This is a genomic window from Cupriavidus sp. P-10, assembly GCF_003402535.2.
Taxonomy (GTDB): domain Bacteria; phylum Pseudomonadota; class Gammaproteobacteria; order Burkholderiales; family Burkholderiaceae; genus Cupriavidus.
This window is the reverse complement of sequence record NZ_AP025170.1, coordinates 1,608,718-1,624,826: the sequence shown is the minus strand read 5'-3', so window position 1 is coordinate 1,624,826 and position 16,109 is coordinate 1,608,718. Positions and strand designations below refer to the sequence as shown.

General features: G+C 68.7%; 10 protein-coding genes and 2 pseudogenes. 3 read left to right on the top strand and 9 right to left on the bottom strand.

Going from position 1 to position 16,109, the window contains the following annotated elements:
• Window positions 1-2: 2 nt before the first annotated feature.
• From mdcE to CTP10_RS07465, 8 genes and pseudogenes are all read right to left on the bottom strand, one after another.
• On the bottom strand, window positions 3-839 hold the full coding sequence (mdcE, locus tag CTP10_RS07500) for a biotin-independent malonate decarboxylase subunit gamma (RefSeq protein ID WP_116322560.1): 837 nt from the start codon (window positions 837-839) through the stop codon (window positions 3-5).
• Complete coding sequence (locus CTP10_RS07495; RefSeq protein ID WP_116322559.1) at window positions 836-1,687, bottom strand: biotin-independent malonate decarboxylase subunit beta; 852 nt, start codon at window positions 1,685-1,687, stop codon at window positions 836-838. The genes mdcE and CTP10_RS07495 overlap by 4 nt, the downstream gene beginning before the upstream one ends.
• On the bottom strand, window positions 1,684-2,001 hold the full coding sequence (locus tag CTP10_RS07490; protein WP_029044871.1) for a malonate decarboxylase subunit delta: 318 nt from the start codon (window positions 1,999-2,001) through the stop codon (window positions 1,684-1,686). The genes CTP10_RS07495 and CTP10_RS07490 overlap by 4 nt, the downstream gene beginning before the upstream one ends.
• A complete protein-coding gene (locus tag CTP10_RS07485) occupies window positions 2,001-2,948 on the bottom strand; it encodes a triphosphoribosyl-dephospho-CoA synthase (RefSeq protein ID WP_116322558.1) in 948 nt (315 codons plus the stop codon). The genes CTP10_RS07490 and CTP10_RS07485 overlap by 1 nt, the downstream gene beginning before the upstream one ends.
• Window positions 2,948-4,606 (bottom strand): malonate decarboxylase subunit alpha, encoded by a 1,659-nt coding sequence (gene mdcA / locus CTP10_RS07480; protein WP_116322557.1) that lies wholly within the window; start codon window positions 4,604-4,606, stop codon window positions 2,948-2,950. The genes CTP10_RS07485 and mdcA overlap by 1 nt, the downstream gene beginning before the upstream one ends.
• A 134-nt stretch (window positions 4,607-4,740) precedes the next feature.
• A complete protein-coding gene (locus tag CTP10_RS07475) occupies window positions 4,741-5,658 on the bottom strand; it encodes a LysR family transcriptional regulator (protein WP_116322556.1) in 918 nt (305 codons plus the stop codon).
• A 72-nt stretch (window positions 5,659-5,730) separates the two neighbouring features.
• Window positions 5,731-7,647 (bottom strand): annotated as a pseudogene (gene acs, locus CTP10_RS07470) (acetate--CoA ligase); the annotation flags it as partial.
• A 95-nt stretch (window positions 7,648-7,742) separates the two neighbouring features.
• Entirely contained in the window at window positions 7,743-9,149 is a 1,407-nt protein-coding gene (locus CTP10_RS07465; RefSeq protein WP_116323341.1) for an SLC13 family permease, read from the bottom strand.
• A gap of 492 nt (window positions 9,150-9,641) precedes the next feature.
• Between CTP10_RS07465 and CTP10_RS07460 the strand changes: the two genes are divergently transcribed.
• Window positions 9,642-11,255 (top strand): alkaline phosphatase D family protein, encoded by a 1,614-nt coding sequence (locus CTP10_RS07460; RefSeq protein ID WP_116323342.1) that lies wholly within the window; start codon window positions 9,642-9,644, stop codon window positions 11,253-11,255.
• Window positions 11,256-11,321: 66 nt separating this feature from the next.
• On the opposite strand, the pseudogene CTP10_RS07455 reads toward CTP10_RS07460, so the two are convergent.
• Window positions 11,322-12,380 (bottom strand): annotated as a pseudogene (locus CTP10_RS07455) (lactonase family protein); the annotation flags it as partial.
• A gap of 239 nt (window positions 12,381-12,619) precedes the next feature.
• Between CTP10_RS07455 and acnA the strand changes: the two are divergent.
• The gene (gene acnA / locus CTP10_RS07450; protein WP_116323343.1) at window positions 12,620-15,244 is read left to right on the top strand and encodes an aconitate hydratase AcnA; all 2,625 of its coding nucleotides are present in this window, start codon (window positions 12,620-12,622) and stop codon (window positions 15,242-15,244) included.
• Between the two features lie 96 nt (window positions 15,245-15,340).
• Window positions 15,341-16,081, top strand: a complete 741-nt coding sequence (locus tag CTP10_RS07445; protein ID WP_116323344.1) for an ABC transporter substrate-binding protein — start codon at window positions 15,341-15,343, stop codon at window positions 16,079-16,081.
• Window positions 16,082-16,109 lie beyond the last annotated feature (28 nt).

Below are 16,109 nucleotides of genomic sequence, written 5' to 3'. Positions count from 1 at the left end.
GCTCAGGCTTGCCATTGCCGCGACAGGCACGCGCGGACCGCGGCCGACGCTTGCCGGTTGGCCCCGCCGAGACGGCCTTGCAGGCCCTGCGTCGGGTCGCGGCGGATGTCGGCCAGCGCGGACAGGATGGTGTCGCGGGCCAGGTGCGCGTCGGCCGCCTCCGGTGCGCTGGCCGACTCGACATCGATCAGCCGCCACAGGATGCCCAGCGTGGCGAAGTTCTCGATGTCGTAGGCCATCGGCGGCACCGTCGACGCCAGCGCTTCCAGGTCCTCGACCGTGCGCATGGTGATGCGGGCGGCGGCTTCCTTGCCCATCGCATGCACCAGCACGCCACGGTCATTGAGCGCGATGATGCGATTGGCCTGGTAGCCGTGCGCGAGGAAGGCGCCCGACATGGCGCGCCCGACGATCAGCGCGACCACCGGGTGTCCGGCGAGGCGTGCCTCGGCATAGGCGGCCACCGCCCCCGCCAGCGACTGGTGGATGCCAAGGGCCTCTTCACGCCGGCCGTACGCCTGGCTTGGTGTATCGACAATCGCCACGATGGCGCGCCTGGCCGGCGCGGCACGATCCGCCTCGATCGCTTCGCGCACCGCGCGCGCCAGCGACCAGCCCTCCAGCAGCCCGGCCTCGCCATTGCGCGCGCGCGGGAAGCGGCTGCCGGCATCGGGCACGAGCGCGATCCAGCGCACCGCGGTGCCGGCCAGTTCGCCGTCGGCCACCTGCACGGAGTCCGGGTAGCCCGGCTGGCGCGACGCCGTTGGCGCCAGCGCCTGCAGCCAGCGTTCGCCGCGGCTGGCTTCGCGCGCGGCAGCGGGATGAAGTGGTGCGTTCATGCGTCGGTCCCCCGTTGAAACAGCGCCTGCACCTGCGCGGGCGTGGGTTGGGCACTGGCGTCGTACGCCTGCAGCGCGGCCAGGTATTGCGTGTACTGCTCGCTGCGATGGCTGGCGGCGCCCGGCTCGCGCAACAGCGCGGCGACCTGCGCGCGCATCGCGTCGCTGTCATCGTCGACATACGCATCGGCGAAACCGGTGGCGACGCGCTGCGTACCGCCGGTAAAGCTCCAGATAAAGGGCCGGTCGCGCGAGTCGTACTCGGCGATGCCCGCCTCTTGCTCGATCACGGCCGGGCCATTCAGCCCCAGGCGGCCTTCCTGCGTCATCACCAGCGCGCTGCACAGGCCGGCTGCGATCGACATGCCGCCAAAGCAGCCCACCTGTCCCGCGATCACGCCGACCACCGGCTGGTACCGGCGCAGATCAACGATCGCGGCATGGATCTCGGCAATCGCGGCCAAACCAAGGTTGGCCTCCTGCAGGCGCACGCCGCCGGTCTCCAGCAGCAGCACCGCGCGCGTCGGTTCGCCACGGCGGTTGTCTTCTGCGGCGAGTTCCAGCGCCCCCGCGATCTTGGCGCCGCCGACCTCGCCCATGCTGCCGCCCTGGAAGGCGCCTTCGATGGCCAGCACCACCACCGGCATCTGGTCGATGCGGCCCTTGGCCACCACCACGCCGTCATCGCTCTGTGGCACCACGCCCTGCGGCGGCAGCCATGGCGACTGCAGGCCATCGAACGGGCCCGCCAGTTCGCGGAAGGTGCCCGGGTCCAGCAATGCACGCGCGCGCTCGCGTGCGCCCAGTTCGATAAAGCTGTTGCGCGCCAGCAGTTCTGCCGTGTTCATGCACCGTCTCCTTGTTGCGGGTCGCCCAGCGCTTCAAAGGCTTCCGCCAGGCGCATGCCGACCACGCCCGGCGTCGCGCCGAAATCGTGGATGCGGATCTGCATCGAGGCGCGCGGCTCGGCGGCAAAGACACGCGAGAGCTGCGCATCCCAGACGCGGCCGTAGCCATTGACCGAGGTGGTGACCTCCACCGTGGTCTTGCCGCCCTGGCCGGGTTCGACCACCACCTCCAGGTCGCCCGATCCCACCACGCCTACCAGTACGCGCCCGGTGGCCGGCTGTCCCGCCGGGAATTCAAATCGCAGTTGTTCCATCAAAGCCCCCTGAAGTCGTTATTCGCGGCAGTTCTAGCGGCCGTTCTCGCGGCCGTCACATCGGCAGTCCCGTCTCGTGACAGCCCGTCGAGGAAGATCGTCGCAGCCAGCAGGTCCGCCGCGCCGCCCGGCGAGGCCCGCCGGGCCAGCATGCCCGCATCGAGGCTGCGCAGCTGGCGCCGCCCGGCCACCGTGCCCGCGCCGCCTGCCAACAGCACCGCCCTGGCGCCCGCCTGCATGTAGTCCAGCCCGGGCCGTCCCGACCTGGCCAGCACGCAGGTATCGTCCAGCTCGCTCATCAGCGCGAGCAGCGCGTTCAGCCGTGCCGTCGATTCGGTATCGCCGCGCGCGCGGCTGCGCTGCAGCGCCGGCAGCGCCAGCCGCGTCACGTGCGGGAAGCCCGCGCGCGCCTGCGCGCGCGCGCCACCAACGCCGTAGGCCAGGCAGGCGAGTTCGCCCTTGTTGCCGGTAAGAACCGGCCGGTGCCGGTCTGCCAGCGAGGCAATGGCGCCGGCCCTGGCGCTGATCGCTCCGGCACTGGCGGCCAGCCCCGCCGCGCTGGCGTTCGCGGCGGCTCCTACCAGCAGGCCGATGCACCAGATCGCGCCGCGGTGCGTGTTGACGCCACCGGTGGCGGCCAGCATCACGGCCTCGGCCTCGCGCCCGAGCGCGCCCAGTTGTTCGCGCAGGCCATAGCCGAGGCGCGGCGCCTGCAGGCCGGCATCGGCCATGGCCGCGAACGACGGCCCCAGCGCGTGCGCCGAGCGCAGCATCAACGGCAAGGTCAGGTCGGCATGCGCCCCGCTGCCGCGGCTGTCGACCAGGCCGGGCTTGGGCGAGAGCCGCGCCTCTTCGGCGATGGCGCTGACGGCCAGTCCCGCCAGCGCCTCGGCATGGGCGGAGGCCGCTGGCCGGGCGTGCAGGATCCTTGCTGCGGCGCCTGCCATCACCAGCTCCGGAAGCGTGCCGGAGGCTCATACAGCCCGCCGGACCAGTCCACCAGGTCGGCCATGCTCTTGGCCGCCAGCAGGCTGCGCGTGGCCTGGCTGCGCTGCACGCCCAGGTCTTCCGGCAATGCGATCAGGCCGTCGCTGCGCATGCGGCGCGTGGTGGCGGGATCGTGCTTCATGCCGATGGGCGTGACGCCGGCCACGGCGGCAATCATCCGCCGCCGCTCTTCCAGCGATTGCGCCTTGTACAGGTAGGCGATGCCCTCTTCCGTCAGCACGTGCGTGACATCGTCGCCGTAGATCATCACCGGAGCCAGCGGCATGCCGCTTTCGCGCGCCACCTCGACCGCATCCATCGATTCAACGAAGGTCGGCTTGCCGCCCGCCTGGAAGGTCTCGACCATCTGCACCACCAGCTTGCGGCCGCGCGCGAGCGGATCGTCGGTCTCGATCAGGTCGAGCCAGGCCGGCGTCGGGTGCCGGCGCCCGCCTGGCTGGTGCCCCATGTTGGGCGCGCCGCCAAAGCCGGACAGGCGCCCGCGCGTCACCGTGGACGAATGGCCGTCGCCGTCGATCTGCAGCGTCGAGCCGATAAACAGGTCCACCGCATATTGGCCGGCGAGCTGGCAGAAGGCCCGGTTCGAGCGCATCGAGCCGTCCGCACCGGTAAAGAAGACGTCCGGCCGCGCGGCGACGTAGCTTTCCATGCCCAGTTCGCTGCCGAAGCTGTGCACGCTCTCGACCCAGCCGGTTTCGATCGCGGGGATCAGCGTCGGGTGCGGGTTGAGCGTCCAGTACTTGCAGATCTTGCCTTTCAGCCCGAGCGACTCGCCGTAGGTCGGCAGGATCAGCTCGATCGCCGCGGTATTGAAGCCGATGCCATGGTTGAGCGACTGCACCTGGTGGCGCTCGTAGATGCCACGGATCGCCATCATCGCCATCAGCACGTGGACCGGCTTGATCAGCCGCGGGTCGCGCGTGAACAGCGGTTCGCAGAAGAATGGCTTGTCTGCCTGCACCACGTAGTCGATCCAGGAACCCGGCACGTCGACGCGCGGCAGGCCCGCGGGATCGTCGACGATCTCGTTGACCTGCGCGATCACCAGCCCGTCGCGGAATGCCGCGGCCTCGACCAGCGCCGGCGTATCTTCAGTGCTCGGGCCGGTGTAGAGGTTGCCCTGGCGATCCGCCTTAAAGCCGGCGATCAGCACCACATTGGGCACCAGGTCCACGTACAGCCGCGAATACAGCTCGATATAGGTATGGATCGCGCCCACTTCGAGCTGCCCATCCTCCAGGAACTGCGAGATGCGGATGCTCTGCGCCCCCGCGTACGAGAAATCCAGCTTGCGCGCGATGCCGCGTTCGAACAGGTCAAGGTGCTCGACCCGGCTGACGCTGGGAATGATCATGTGGAGCGCATTCACGCGCCCGGGATCGACCTGCGCCAGCGAGCGCGACAGGAAGTCAGCCTGCTTCTGGTTGTTGCCCTCCAGCACGACGCGGTCGCCGCAGGCCAGCACGGCCTCCAGGAACGCGACGATGTCGCTGGTCGGCACCACCTTGCCGTCGGCAATGGCGGCGGCGTTCTGCTTGCGGCGCGCCTTGGCTTCCCTGCGGGTATTCCACTGGCGGCCCGTGCTGGTGTTGGTCATCGCGTCTCCGGCTGGCGTCTGTCTGATGGCTACACCTTAAACAGGCGGCGTCCAGCAAACAATCACGCCAGGAAATGAACCGTTACGCTGGCCGGAAGCGAGACCAGGGTGTGGGCGAAAAACCGCCCCCTGCCCTACTGGTCAGCCTCGCGCATCGCCATGCGACAAACCGCGGCCAGCGCCAGCAGGTTGGGGTCCCGTTCGCGGCGGCGCTGGAAGTTCAGGGCGATGGTCTGCTTGATGTCGTATTCGCCGGCCAGCGGCACGAACGCCACATTGCGCGAATACACGCCTTTCACCCGGCCCGGCAGCAACGTGTAGCCGATGCCGCCGCCCACCAGGTTCATCAGCGAAAAGATATCGCCGACCTTCATCACCACATTAGGCGTGAATTCGGCGATGCGGAACGCCTCGACAAAGCCGCTGTACGTGACGAAACCTTCGCTCAGGGTGACGAAGGGCTCGTCCCGGCAGGCGCGCAGGTCCACCGCGGGCATCGAGGCATAGGGCGAATCGGCCGGCGCCGCAAAGAAGATATCGTCCTCGAACAGCGGGATCGACTCGATCTCCGGGTCGGGGTCGGGCACCGCCATCAGCGCAGCGTCGATCGAGCCTTGCTTTAGCTTCTGCAGGAGGTCCGCATTCGATCCCAGCACCAGTTCGGTCTGCAGTTCCGGGCGCCGCAGCTTCAGGCCGATCACGATCTTCGGCACGGTCTGGACCGTCAGCGAATAGAGCGACCCGATCTTGAGGTGGTCGGCCGAAAAGCCGGCGGCCTCGCGCGTGGCGCGGATGCCGTCGGCCATGGCCTTGAGCACTTCCCTTGCCGTATCCGCCAGCACATGGGCGGCGTCGGTCGGGATCAGGTTGCGGCCCTCGTGGCGGAACAGCGCGCAGCTGGTGCCCTCTTCCAGCGAGTGCAGCGCACGGTGCACGCTGACCGTGCTGGTATCCAGGATCTCGGCCGCCTTGGCCAGGTTGCCCGATTCCATGAACGCCAGCAACGCTTCGAGCTTGCGGAAGGTGATCTCTTCGCCAATGCGGATTCTCATGGGGTCGGGGGTGCTCGGGTGCAGGTTGGGGGCAGGCTCCTATCTTAGCCGCGTGGCGGGCAATGCGCACCGCTAACTGGACTGGCCGAGTTGCGTGAGGATCGCAGGGTTCTCCAGCGTCGAGGTGTCCTGCGTAATCTCCTCGCCCTTGGCCAGCGATCGCAGCAGCCGGCGCATGATCTTGCCCGAGCGCGTCTTGGGCAGGTTGTCGCCGAAGCGGATGTCCCTGGGCTTGGCGATCGGGCCGATTTCCTTGCCGACCCAGTTGCGCAGCTCGGCAGCAAGCTTGGCCGCCTCGTCTCCGCTCGGCCGCGAGCGCTTGAGCACGACGAAGGCGCAGATCGCCTCGCCGGTCATGTCGTCGGGACGGCCGACCACCGCGGCCTCGGCCACCAGCGGATTGGACACCAGCGCCGACTCGATCTCCATCGTGCCCATGCGGTGGCCCGACACGTTCAGCACGTCGTCGATGCGGCCCATGATGGTGAAGTAGCCGGTGTCCTTGTCGCGGATCGAACCGTCGCCGGCCAGGTAGAGCTTGCCGCCCAGTTCTTCCGGGAAATAGCTCTTCCTGAAGCGCTCCGGGTCGCCCCAGATGGTGCGGATCATCGACGGCCACGGGCGCTTGACCACCAGGATGCCGCCATTGCCGTCAGGCACGTCATGGCCGGTCTCGTCGACGATGGCGGCCATGATGCCCGGCAGCGGCAGCGTGCACGAACCCGGCACCAGCGGCGTCGCGCCCGGCAGCGGCGTGATCATGTGGCCGCCGGTCTCGGTCTGCCAGAAGGTATCGACCACCGGGCAGTTCTCGTTGCCGATGTTCTTGTAGTACCACATCCACGCTTCCGGGTTGATCGGCTCGCCCACGGTGCCAAGCAGGCGCAGGCTCGACAGGTCGTATTGCTTCGGATGGATTTTCTCGTCGGCCTCGGCGGCCTTGATCAGCGAGCGGATCGCGGTCGGCGCGGTGTAGAAGATGCTGACCTTGTGGCGCGCAATCATGTCCCAGAAGCGGCCGGCGTTCGGGTACGTGGGCACGCCTTCGAACACTACCTGCGTGGCGCCGGCGGCCAGCGGGCCGTAGGCGATGTAGGTATGGCCGGTGACCCAGCCGATGTCGGCGGTACACCAGAACAGGTCGTCGGGCTTGAGGTCGAAGGTCCACTTCATCGTCATCAGCGCCCACAGCAGGTAGCCGCCGGTGCTGTGCTGCACGCCCTTGGGCTTGCCGGTGGAGCCCGAGGTATAGAGCACGAACAGCGGGTGCTCGGCGCCGACGGGCTCGGCCTCGCAGGTATCGGGCTGGTTGGCGCAGACGTCGTCGAGCCAGCGGTCGCGGCCCTCGGTCCAGCCGACGTTGCCGCCGGTGCGGCGGTAGACGATCACGCTCTTGACCGCCTCGCAGCCGCCCAGCGCCAGCGCGTCGTCGGCGATGGCCTTCAGCGGCAGCGCCTTGCCGCCGCGCATCTGCTCGTCGGCAGTGATCAGCGCCACCGCGCCCACGTCGACCAGCCGCTCCTGCAGCGACTTGGCGGAGAAGCCGCCGAACACCACCGAATGCGTGGCACCCAGGCGCGCGCAGGCCTGCATCGCGGCCACGCCTTCGACCGACATCGGCATGTAGATCACGACGCGGTCGCCCTTCCTGATGCCGAGCGTCTTCAGGCCATTGGCCAGGCGGCACACCTTCGCATGCAGTTCGCGGTAGGTGACGCGCGTCACGGTGCCATCGTCGGCCTCGAACACGATCGCGACCTTGTCGGCGTTGCCGTTTTCAAGGTTGCGGTCCAGGCAGTTGTAGGACGCGTTGAGCTGGCCGTCCTCGAACCACTTGTAAAACGGCGCGTTGCTCTCGTCCAGCACCTTGGTGAAGGGCTTGTTCCAGTGCAGCAGCTCGCGGGCGTGGCGCGCCCAGAAGCCTTCGTAGTCGCGTTCGGCTTCCTCGCACAGCGCCTGGTAGGCGGCGAGGTCGGGAATGGCGGCCGGCCGGGCCGGGGCCCGCGCGGGCCGGATGGCCTGCTGGGCGTGCATGACGGATTCAAGCAGTTTCATGGTCAGGAGTCAGGTAGCGGCAACAGGAATCAGAGCACGACGAAGACGAACCACAGCACGACTGGAGCGATCACGGTGACCAGCGCGCCATAGATCAGCAGCGTGCGGAAGAAGGCCTGCCGGTCCACGCCCTGCGCGTTGGCGAGCACCAGCGCGCCGTTGGTCGAGAACGGGCTGACGTCGACGATGGTGGAGGACACGGCCATCGCGGCGATAAAGCCGATCGCGCTCACGTCCGAGCCCTGCTGCAGGAACGGCACGGCCAGCGGGATCAGCGAACCCAGCACGGCGGTCGACGAAGCGAACGCCGACACCACCGCGCCGACCACGCACAGCAGCAGCGCGGCCATCAGCGGGGACGTCAGGCCGGCCACGCTGTGGCCGACAAAGTCGATGGTGCCCATCTTGTCCATCACCCCGACGAAGGTGCTGACGCCGACGATCAGCATGATCTCGGGCCACGACACCTGGCTCAGCGCGCGCTTTTGCAGCTCCGGCGCCATCAGCGTGAGCAGCAGCGCGATGGTCAGCGAGACAAAGCCGATATCGAGCTTGAAATAGAGCGTCAGCACCGCCAGCGCGACCAGGCCCGCCACGGTCAGGTACTGGTAAAGGCCGGCCGGCGCCTGGCTGGTGCCTTCGGCTTCGCCGCCGAGCACCGAAGCGGGGTCGCGCGCCATCGTCTTCTGCTCTTCCATGCCGGCCTCGGCCTCCGCATCGCCATAGATCTGCGCCCCCTGTGCCGGCACGGTGCGCGCGCCAAACGGCGCACCCATGGCCAGCACGCCGCCGGCGACCGGTTGCGGTGCGGGCGCCGCCGGCGCCGATTGGCGCATCAGGCGCAGCCCGCCCAGCGCAACGAAGAGGCCGGCGGCCACGGCCAGGTTCACGCCCAGGCTGGCGAATGCGGTTGCCATCTCGTTGAGCGGCAGCCCGGCCTTCTGCACGATCTTGTTGGTGATGCCGCCATAGATGCTGATCGGCGAGAAGCCCCCACCCTGCGCGCCGTGGATCACCATCAGGCCCATCAGCAGCGGATTGATGCCGTAGCGCGCGGCAAAGCCCAGCGCAATCGGCGCGATGATGGCCACCGCCGCCGGACTGACCGCGCCGACCGACGTCAGCAGCGCCGCGATCATGAACATGATCCACGGAATGGCGGCGATCCTGCCGCCCACGGCGCGCACCGCGAGCCGCACCAGCCAGTCGATGGTGCCGTTGTTCTGCGCCACGGCGAACAGGTAGGTGATGCCGACCAGCGTGAGGAACAGGTCGGCAGGAAAGCCGGCAAGGATCGCCTTGGCCGGCATGGCCGCGACCAGCGTACCGACCAGGAAGGCGCCGACAAAGGCTAGTGCGCCCATGTTGATCGGCAGGACCGTGGCGATGACGAACATCAGCCCGAGCACCGAGATGGAAATGACGTGAGGGGACATAACGGCTCCGTGGCGGCGTGCGCGCGTCTGCGCACACCGCCTGGCAAGGAAGTCAGGGGAATCCGGCAGCGCGGGTGCCCGGCCGGAGATTCGGATCTGCCGCTACGGCAACGTATGGAAGGGATAGGCCATGATGTCTTGTCTCCTTGTTTGTGAGGCCGCCTGGAACGGCACCGAACGGGCCCGAGGCTGCGCCCGTGTCGTCTTGTTGGTTTGGCTGAACGATATGGCGCCGGGGCGCGGCCATCAATTAAGCGGTCGGGCCGATCCTTACGGAAAGCGGAAAACAGGCGCTCACGAAACGCTGGGCGGTCGCCAGAAAGGCGGCTGCATTGCCATGGAAGGCCTTTGACGGCACGCCGGATATCTCCGGCCCGCGGCCAGCGAGGTGCATCCGGGACGACTTTCGGATCTCCCGAACCGGTAAACCCGTTTCGCTATAGTTCTGCACATCGACAGCGCTGGACGAACCACCGACCTCCCGGAACCGGCATGCAAAAGAGAACTTTCCTGAAGCTGGCGGCGGCCTCCGCCCTTGCCACCCAGCTGCCCCGCTGGGCCCTCTCCGCCACGCTGCGCGGGCGCGACCTGTTCAAACTGGGCGTGGCGAGCGGCGCCCCCACGCCGGACGGATTCGTGCTGTGGACGCGCCTGCTCGACGGCGCCGTCCCGGGTACGCCCCAGGCCGATGCCCAGGGCATCACGCCGCTGCAAGGTCCGCTGACCGTCCAGTGGGAAGTCGCCGAGGATGAAGCGTTCCGTCGCATCGTCCGCCGCGGCCAGGCGCAGGCGCGGCCCGAACTGGGCCATTCGGTTCATGTGGAAGTCGACGGGCTGCGCCCGGACCGCTGGTACTTCTACAGGTTCATGCACGGCGACGCAGCCACCGCCCCTGCCCGCACCCGCACCGCGCCGGCGGCCGACACGCTGGCCCCGCGCGTGCGCTTTGCCTTTGCCTCCTGCCAGCGCTGGGAACAGGGCCACTACGCCGCGTACCGGCAGATGCGGCAGGAAGACCTGGACCTGGTGGTGTTCCTGGGCGATTACATCTACGAGACCGCGGTGCCCGCCAACGCGCGCGCGCACCTGCCGCGCACGCACAGCCTGCCCACCGCGACCAGCCTGCAGGACTTCCGCGACCGCTACGCGCTGTACAAGAGCGACCCGCTGCTGCAGGCCATGCATGCCGCGTGCCCGTGGCTGGTCACCTGGGACGACCATGAAGTCCAGAACGACTACGCGGGACGCGCGGGCAGCGAGCCCGCGGCAGCGTTTCTCGCCCGGCGCACAGCCGGCTACCAGGCGTTCTACGAAAACATGCCGATCCGCGCGAGCACGCTGGTGCGGGGCACGGCGGGCCTTGGCTCGCCGGATGCGCTGAGCATCCAGGCACGCCACCGCTGGGGCCGGCTGGTCGATTTCCATGTGCTGGACGACCGCCAGTACCGCGATATCCAGCCCTGCCGCGAACCTGGCCCGCCCCGCAAGGGCTCGGTGTCCCCCGGCGAATGCAGCGCGCTCTATGACCCACGCCGCACCATGCTGGGCGGCGCGCAGGAGCAATGGCTGGCACAGGGCCTGGCGCAGGACCGGCGCGACCAGACGCGCTGGAGCGCGATCGCCCAGCAGACCATCTTCTCGCGGCGCAACTACAAGGCGCCGCCGGAGGAAGCCTTCCACAGCGACACCTGGGACGGCTATCCCGCCGCGCGCCAGCGCCTGCTCGACAGCATCGCGGCGGCGGCGCCACGCAACACCGTGTTCATCGGCGGCGATATCCACCAGAACTACGCCTGCAATGTGCTGGCGGACTTCAGCGACCCGTCATCCCGCGTGATCGCCAGCGAGTTCTGCACGACCTCCATCGCCTCGGCCTCGGGCAGCAGCGTGCAGAGCGTCGCAAAAATCGTGGCCCAGAATCCGCATATCGTGCAGGCGCGGCCGGACCAGCGCGGCTACACCGTGGTGGAGGCCACGCCCGCACGGTGGGCCGCCACGCTGCGCGCGGTGGAAGACGTGGCCCGCGTGGACAGCCCGGTCGGCACGCAGGCGGCGTTTGTGGTGGAGAACCGGCGCCCGGGCGTGCAGCGGGCCGGGGCTGGCTAGATTGCATGCTGTCTGCCCGGCGTCGGCGACGCCGGGTTCCTCGGCGGATTTCATAAAAGCGGGTGAGGCCTGCGGCGGCGAGAACACCATGCACACGGGGCTGCCGGTGCGCGCGCTGAAGCCGGTGGGATAGAGCCGGCCTGAGTCGGGATTGATGTGGAAGGCGACGATGGTGTCGCTGTCTTCGTTGAGCGCGTACAGGAGGCGCCCCGTGGGGTCCGTGGTGAAGAAGCGCGGCGTGCGCCCGAGCGACAGGTCGGCGCCGGCAAAGCGCAGCAGGCTGGTGCGCGGGTCCACCACAAACACCGCGATGCTGTCGTGGCCGCGGTTGGACGCATAGACGAAGCGCCCGCCGTGGTCCACTTCGATCCCGGCCGCGCGGCTGTTGCCGGTGAGGGTTTCGGGCAGCGTCGACAGGATCTGCAGCGGTGTGAGCTGCGCCGTGTTGCGGTTGTACGAATACGTCGTCACGGTCGAGTCCAGCTCGTTGACGACATACGCATAGCGGCCGTTGGGATGGAAGGCAACATGCCGCGGCCCGGACGACTCGCGCGACTCGACAAAGCCGGGCGACGCCGGCGCCAGCCTGCCGTCGGCAAAGCGGAAGGCGAAGGTGCGGTCCAGTCCCTTGTCCGGAACGATGACGAAGTTGCCGGACGGATCGAACGGGTTGAAATGGGGCTTGGCCTGCTTCTGCTCGATCCGGTGCGGGCCGACTGGGCCATCCAGCTTGACCAGCTGCGTCATCTCGCCCAGCGCGCCCTCGCCGTCCAGCGGCAATACCGCGAGGCTGGCGCCAATGTGATTGGACACCACCACAAACCGCTCGCTCGGGTCCAGCGCCAGGTGAACGGGGTTCTTGCCGTGGGTGCTCTGGCGGTTGATGAATTCCAGCCGCCCGCTGGCACGGTCGACCGCGAAGGCGCTGATGTCGCTCACGTCGCCATGCACGCTGTACAGGCGGTCGCCGCGGCGGTTCAGCGCCAGGAACGACGGGTTGACGAGATCGCCGACGACTTGCACCGGTTCCAGTGCGCCACTGCCGGCCTCCACGCGAAACACGCTGATGCCCTCACCGCGGGCGTTGCGCTCACGGGTGGTCCGGGAGCCGACATAGGCGTACATGAACTTTCCTTTCGATGGTCTGGATTGGTGGCTCGGGCTAGCGCTCCGGGCAGCGTGGGCGGGGTCGGCGATGGCGCCCAGCCCCGCCAGCACAACGGCGGAAGCGGCGCCTTGCAGCAGGTGCCGGCGCGTGGCGTTCGGCCAATGAGAGGGATCTGACACTTTCGGGGATTGCATCTGGCTGTCTTCGGGTTTTCACTTGATTGCATTTTTACGCATAAACATGCAAATATACAGTCATGAAAAACACCAACCCCACCCCAACGGCAGCGTTGAGCGTCGGTAACGCCACTTACCGCATCGTCGACCTGCCTGCCGTCGCCGGCGACAAGCTCTGGCGCCTGCCTGTCGTCCTCCGCCTGCTGCTGGAGAATGTGATCCGCAATGCCGAAGGCGCCGAGCGCGACGACGCCGTCGGCGGCATCCTGGCGTGGCTGGAGCACGCCACCAGCGAAGCCGAGATCGCCTACCAGCCCGGCCGCGTGCTGATGCACGACACCACCAGCACCCCCGCGCTGGTCGACGTGGCCGCGATGCGCGATGCCGTGGCCGAGGCCGGCCGCGATCCCGACCTGCTCAATCCGGTGCTGCCGGTGGATTCGTCGGTGGACCACTCGCTGGCGGTCGAGTACTACGCCCGCCCCGACGCCGTGCCGCTCAACCTGGAAACCGAAACGCGCCGCAATGCCGAGCGCTACGGCTTCCTGCGCTGGGCCTCGAAGGCGCTGCACGGCGTGCGCATCCATCCGCCGGGCACCGGCATCATGCACACCATCAACCTCGAGCAGCTCGCCACCGTGGTCACGTGCGAACAGCGCGGCGGCGAAGCCTGGGCCGTGCCGGACATGATGATCGGCACCGACAGCCATACACCCATGGTCAACGGCATCGGCGTGCTGGGCTGGGGCGTGGGCGGGCTGGAGGCGCAGACGGTGATGTTCGGCATGCCGGTGATGCAGCGCATTCCCGACGTCATCGGCGTGCGCCTGACCGGCGCGCTGCGCGCGGGCGTGCTGGCCACGGACCTTGCGCTGACGGTGACCAAGCGGCTGCGCGACCTGGGCGTTTCCGGCGAATTCGTGGAGTTCTTCGGGCCGGGCGTGTCGACGCTGTCGGCGAACGAGCGCGCCGTGGTCGCCAACATGGCGCCCGAGTACGGCGCCACCACGGGGTTCTTCCCGGTCGACGACCGCACGCTGCAATACCTGCGCAGCACCGGCCGCGACGAGACCGCGATCGCGCTGGTCGAGGCATATACGCGCCGCGTCGGCCTGTGGTTCGACGGCGCCGCGCGGCCGCGCTACACCACCGTGCTGGAACTGGATCTCGAAACCGTGGGCATGCACGTGGCCGGCCCGCGCCGTCCGCAGGACCTGCTTGGCTATGCCGAAACGGCGCGCGCGCTGGAAAAGTTCGGCTTCACGCCGTCGCATGCGCATCCCGGCATGCCCAGGCATCCGGTCGCGCTGGCGGCGATCACCAGCTGCACCAATACCACCGATCCGGCGCTGCTGGTCGCTGCCGCACTGGTCGCGCGCAAGGCGCGCTCGCTCGGCCTGCGGGTGCCGGCGTGGATCAAGACATCGCTGGCGCCGGGATCGCCGGCGGCGGCGCGCTACCTGGAGCGCGCGGGCCTGATCGATGATCTCGCCGCGGTCGGTTTCGATATCGTCGGCTACGGCTGCACCACCTGCATCGGCAACCCCGGCCCGCTGACGCAGCCGATTGCCGAGGCCATCGCCGATGGCAGCGCGCAGCCGGTGGCGATCCTGTCGGGCAACCGCAATTTCCCGGGGCGCGTCCACCCGGACCTGAGCCTGGGCTTCATCATGTCGCCGCCGCTGGTGGTCGCGTTTGCGCTGGCCGGCAATGCCGAGGCCGACCTGAGCCGCGACCCGGTGCAGACCGCCGCGGACGGCACGCGGGTTTATTTGAAGGACCTGTGGCCGACCCGCGAAGAGATCGACGCACTGGTGGCGCGCGGCGCCGCGCCCGCCGACTACCGCGAGGCCTTCCGCGTCGCCACCGCCAACCCGCTGTGGCACGCCCTGCCCTCGGCCGACACGCCGCGCTACCCGTGGAGCCCGGCCTCGACCGCGCTTCGCCGCCCGCCGTTTGCCTCGGCCGACCAGGGCAGCCAGCTTGGCAGCTACACGGCTTATCCGCTGCTGGTGCTGGGCGACGACATCACCACCGACCATATCTCGCCTGCCAGCGCGATCCCGAAGGACAGTTTCATTGCCGACTTCCTGGTCGCGCGCGGCGAGGACCGCAACGACCTGAACGTGTTCGCCTCGCGCCGCGGCAACTGGGAAGTGATGATGCGCGCCGCGTTCTACAACAAGACGCTGGCCAACCTGCTGCATCCGGCCGCGCCGGTGGGCCATACGCTGCACGTGCCCAGCAATGCAGTGCAGCCGATCTTCGAAGTCGCCGAGCGCTACCGTGCCGCCGGCGATCCGGTGGTGCTGGTTGCCGGCGAACGCTACGGCACCGGCTCGTCGCGCGACTGGGCCGCCAAGGGCCAGCGGCTGCTCGGCATCCGCGCGGTGATCGCACCGAGCTTCGAGCGCATTCATCGTTCCAACCTGATCGGCATGGGCATCCTGCCGGTCCGGCTGCCGCGCGGCACCGGGCCGCACACACTCGACATCAGGCCGGGAGACAAGATCCACGTGGAGGCGCCCGCGCATGCCATCGCGCCACGCTGCCGCGTCCCAATCCGCATCGAGCGCGCCAGCGGCGCTGTCGATGTGATCGATGCCACCGCCGCGGTCGAGACGCAGCTCGAAGTCGAACTGCTGCGGCGCGGCGGCGTCATCCCGCTGATCCTGCACAAGACGCTGTCGCAGCCCGCCGCCTGACGCGTGCTGTCCCGCCGCTCGCCATGCGCTGTCGCGAGCTTTCCCGAACTCGCGGGCCTGCACTTGCCCGGCCTGCCCCCAAGCCCTGATTTCGCCATGCGCCCTGACCCAGACCTGATTGCAGCCTTCGCCCCGACCGGCGTGCTGCGTGCGTCGATCAACCTCGGCAATCCGATCCTCGCCAACCGCGGCGAGGATGGCCAGCCTTTCGGCGTGTCCGTCGACCTTGCCAACGCGCTGGCTCAGCGGCTGGACCTGCCGCTGCAGCTGGTGGTGGTCGACGCCGCCGGCAAATCGGTTGAAGTGGTTTCCAGCGAGGAGGCCGACGTCGGCTTCTTCGCCATCGATCCCAAGCGTGCCGCGACCATCCATTTCACCGCGCCGTACGTGCTGATCGAAGGCTGGTACCTGGTGCGCGATGCCTCGCCGGTCCGCTCCAACGCCGAGGTCGACATCGCCGGCAACCGCGTGGCGGTCGGCAAGGGCAGCGCCTATGACCTGTTCCTGACGCGCGAACTGAAGGCGGCGCAGATCGTGCGCGCGCCGACTTCGCCCACGGTGGTCCAGGCCTTCCTGGAGCAAGGACTGGAAGTGGCCGCCGGCGTGCGCCAGCAACTGGAAGCCGATGCCGCGAAGCACCCCGGCCTGCGCCTGCTGGACGAGCGCTTCATGGTGATCCGCCAGGCCATGGGCCTGCCGCAAAGCCGCGGCAGCGCCGCCGCAGCGTACCTGCATGCCTTTGTTGAGGAGATGAAGGCGAGCGGCCTGGTCGCGCAGGCGCTGGCCCGGCACCAGATCGCGGGGGCATCGGTCGCGCCCGCCGAGGCTGCCGCCTGATTTCTTCAATTCCCTTACGTTTTACCCC

Coding starts and splice junctions, on each gene's coding strand:
- mdcE (WP_116322560.1), bottom strand. CDS start 839: ATGAACGCACCACTTCATCCCGCTGCCGCGCGCGAAGCCAGCCGCGGC.
- CTP10_RS07495 (WP_116322559.1), bottom strand. CDS start 1,687: ATGAACACGGCAGAACTGCTGGCGCGCAACAGCTTTATCGAACTGGGC.
- CTP10_RS07490 (WP_029044871.1), bottom strand. CDS start 2,001: ATGGAACAACTGCGATTTGAATTCCCGGCGGGACAGCCGGCCACCGGG.
- CTP10_RS07485 (WP_116322558.1), bottom strand. CDS start 2,948: ATGGCAGGCGCCGCAGCAAGGATCCTGCACGCCCGGCCAGCGGCCTCC.
- mdcA (WP_116322557.1), bottom strand. CDS start 4,606: ATGACCAACACCAGCACGGGCCGCCAGTGGAATACCCGCAGGGAAGCC.
- CTP10_RS07475 (WP_116322556.1), bottom strand. CDS start 5,658: ATGAGAATCCGCATTGGCGAAGAGATCACCTTCCGCAAGCTCGAAGCG.
- CTP10_RS07465 (WP_116323341.1), bottom strand. CDS start 9,149: ATGTCCCCTCACGTCATTTCCATCTCGGTGCTCGGGCTGATGTTCGTC.
- CTP10_RS07460 (WP_116323342.1), top strand. CDS start 9,642: ATGCAAAAGAGAACTTTCCTGAAGCTGGCGGCGGCCTCCGCCCTTGCC.
- acnA (WP_116323343.1), top strand. CDS start 12,620: ATGAAAAACACCAACCCCACCCCAACGGCAGCGTTGAGCGTCGGTAAC.
- CTP10_RS07445 (WP_116323344.1), top strand. CDS start 15,341: ATGCGCCCTGACCCAGACCTGATTGCAGCCTTCGCCCCGACCGGCGTG.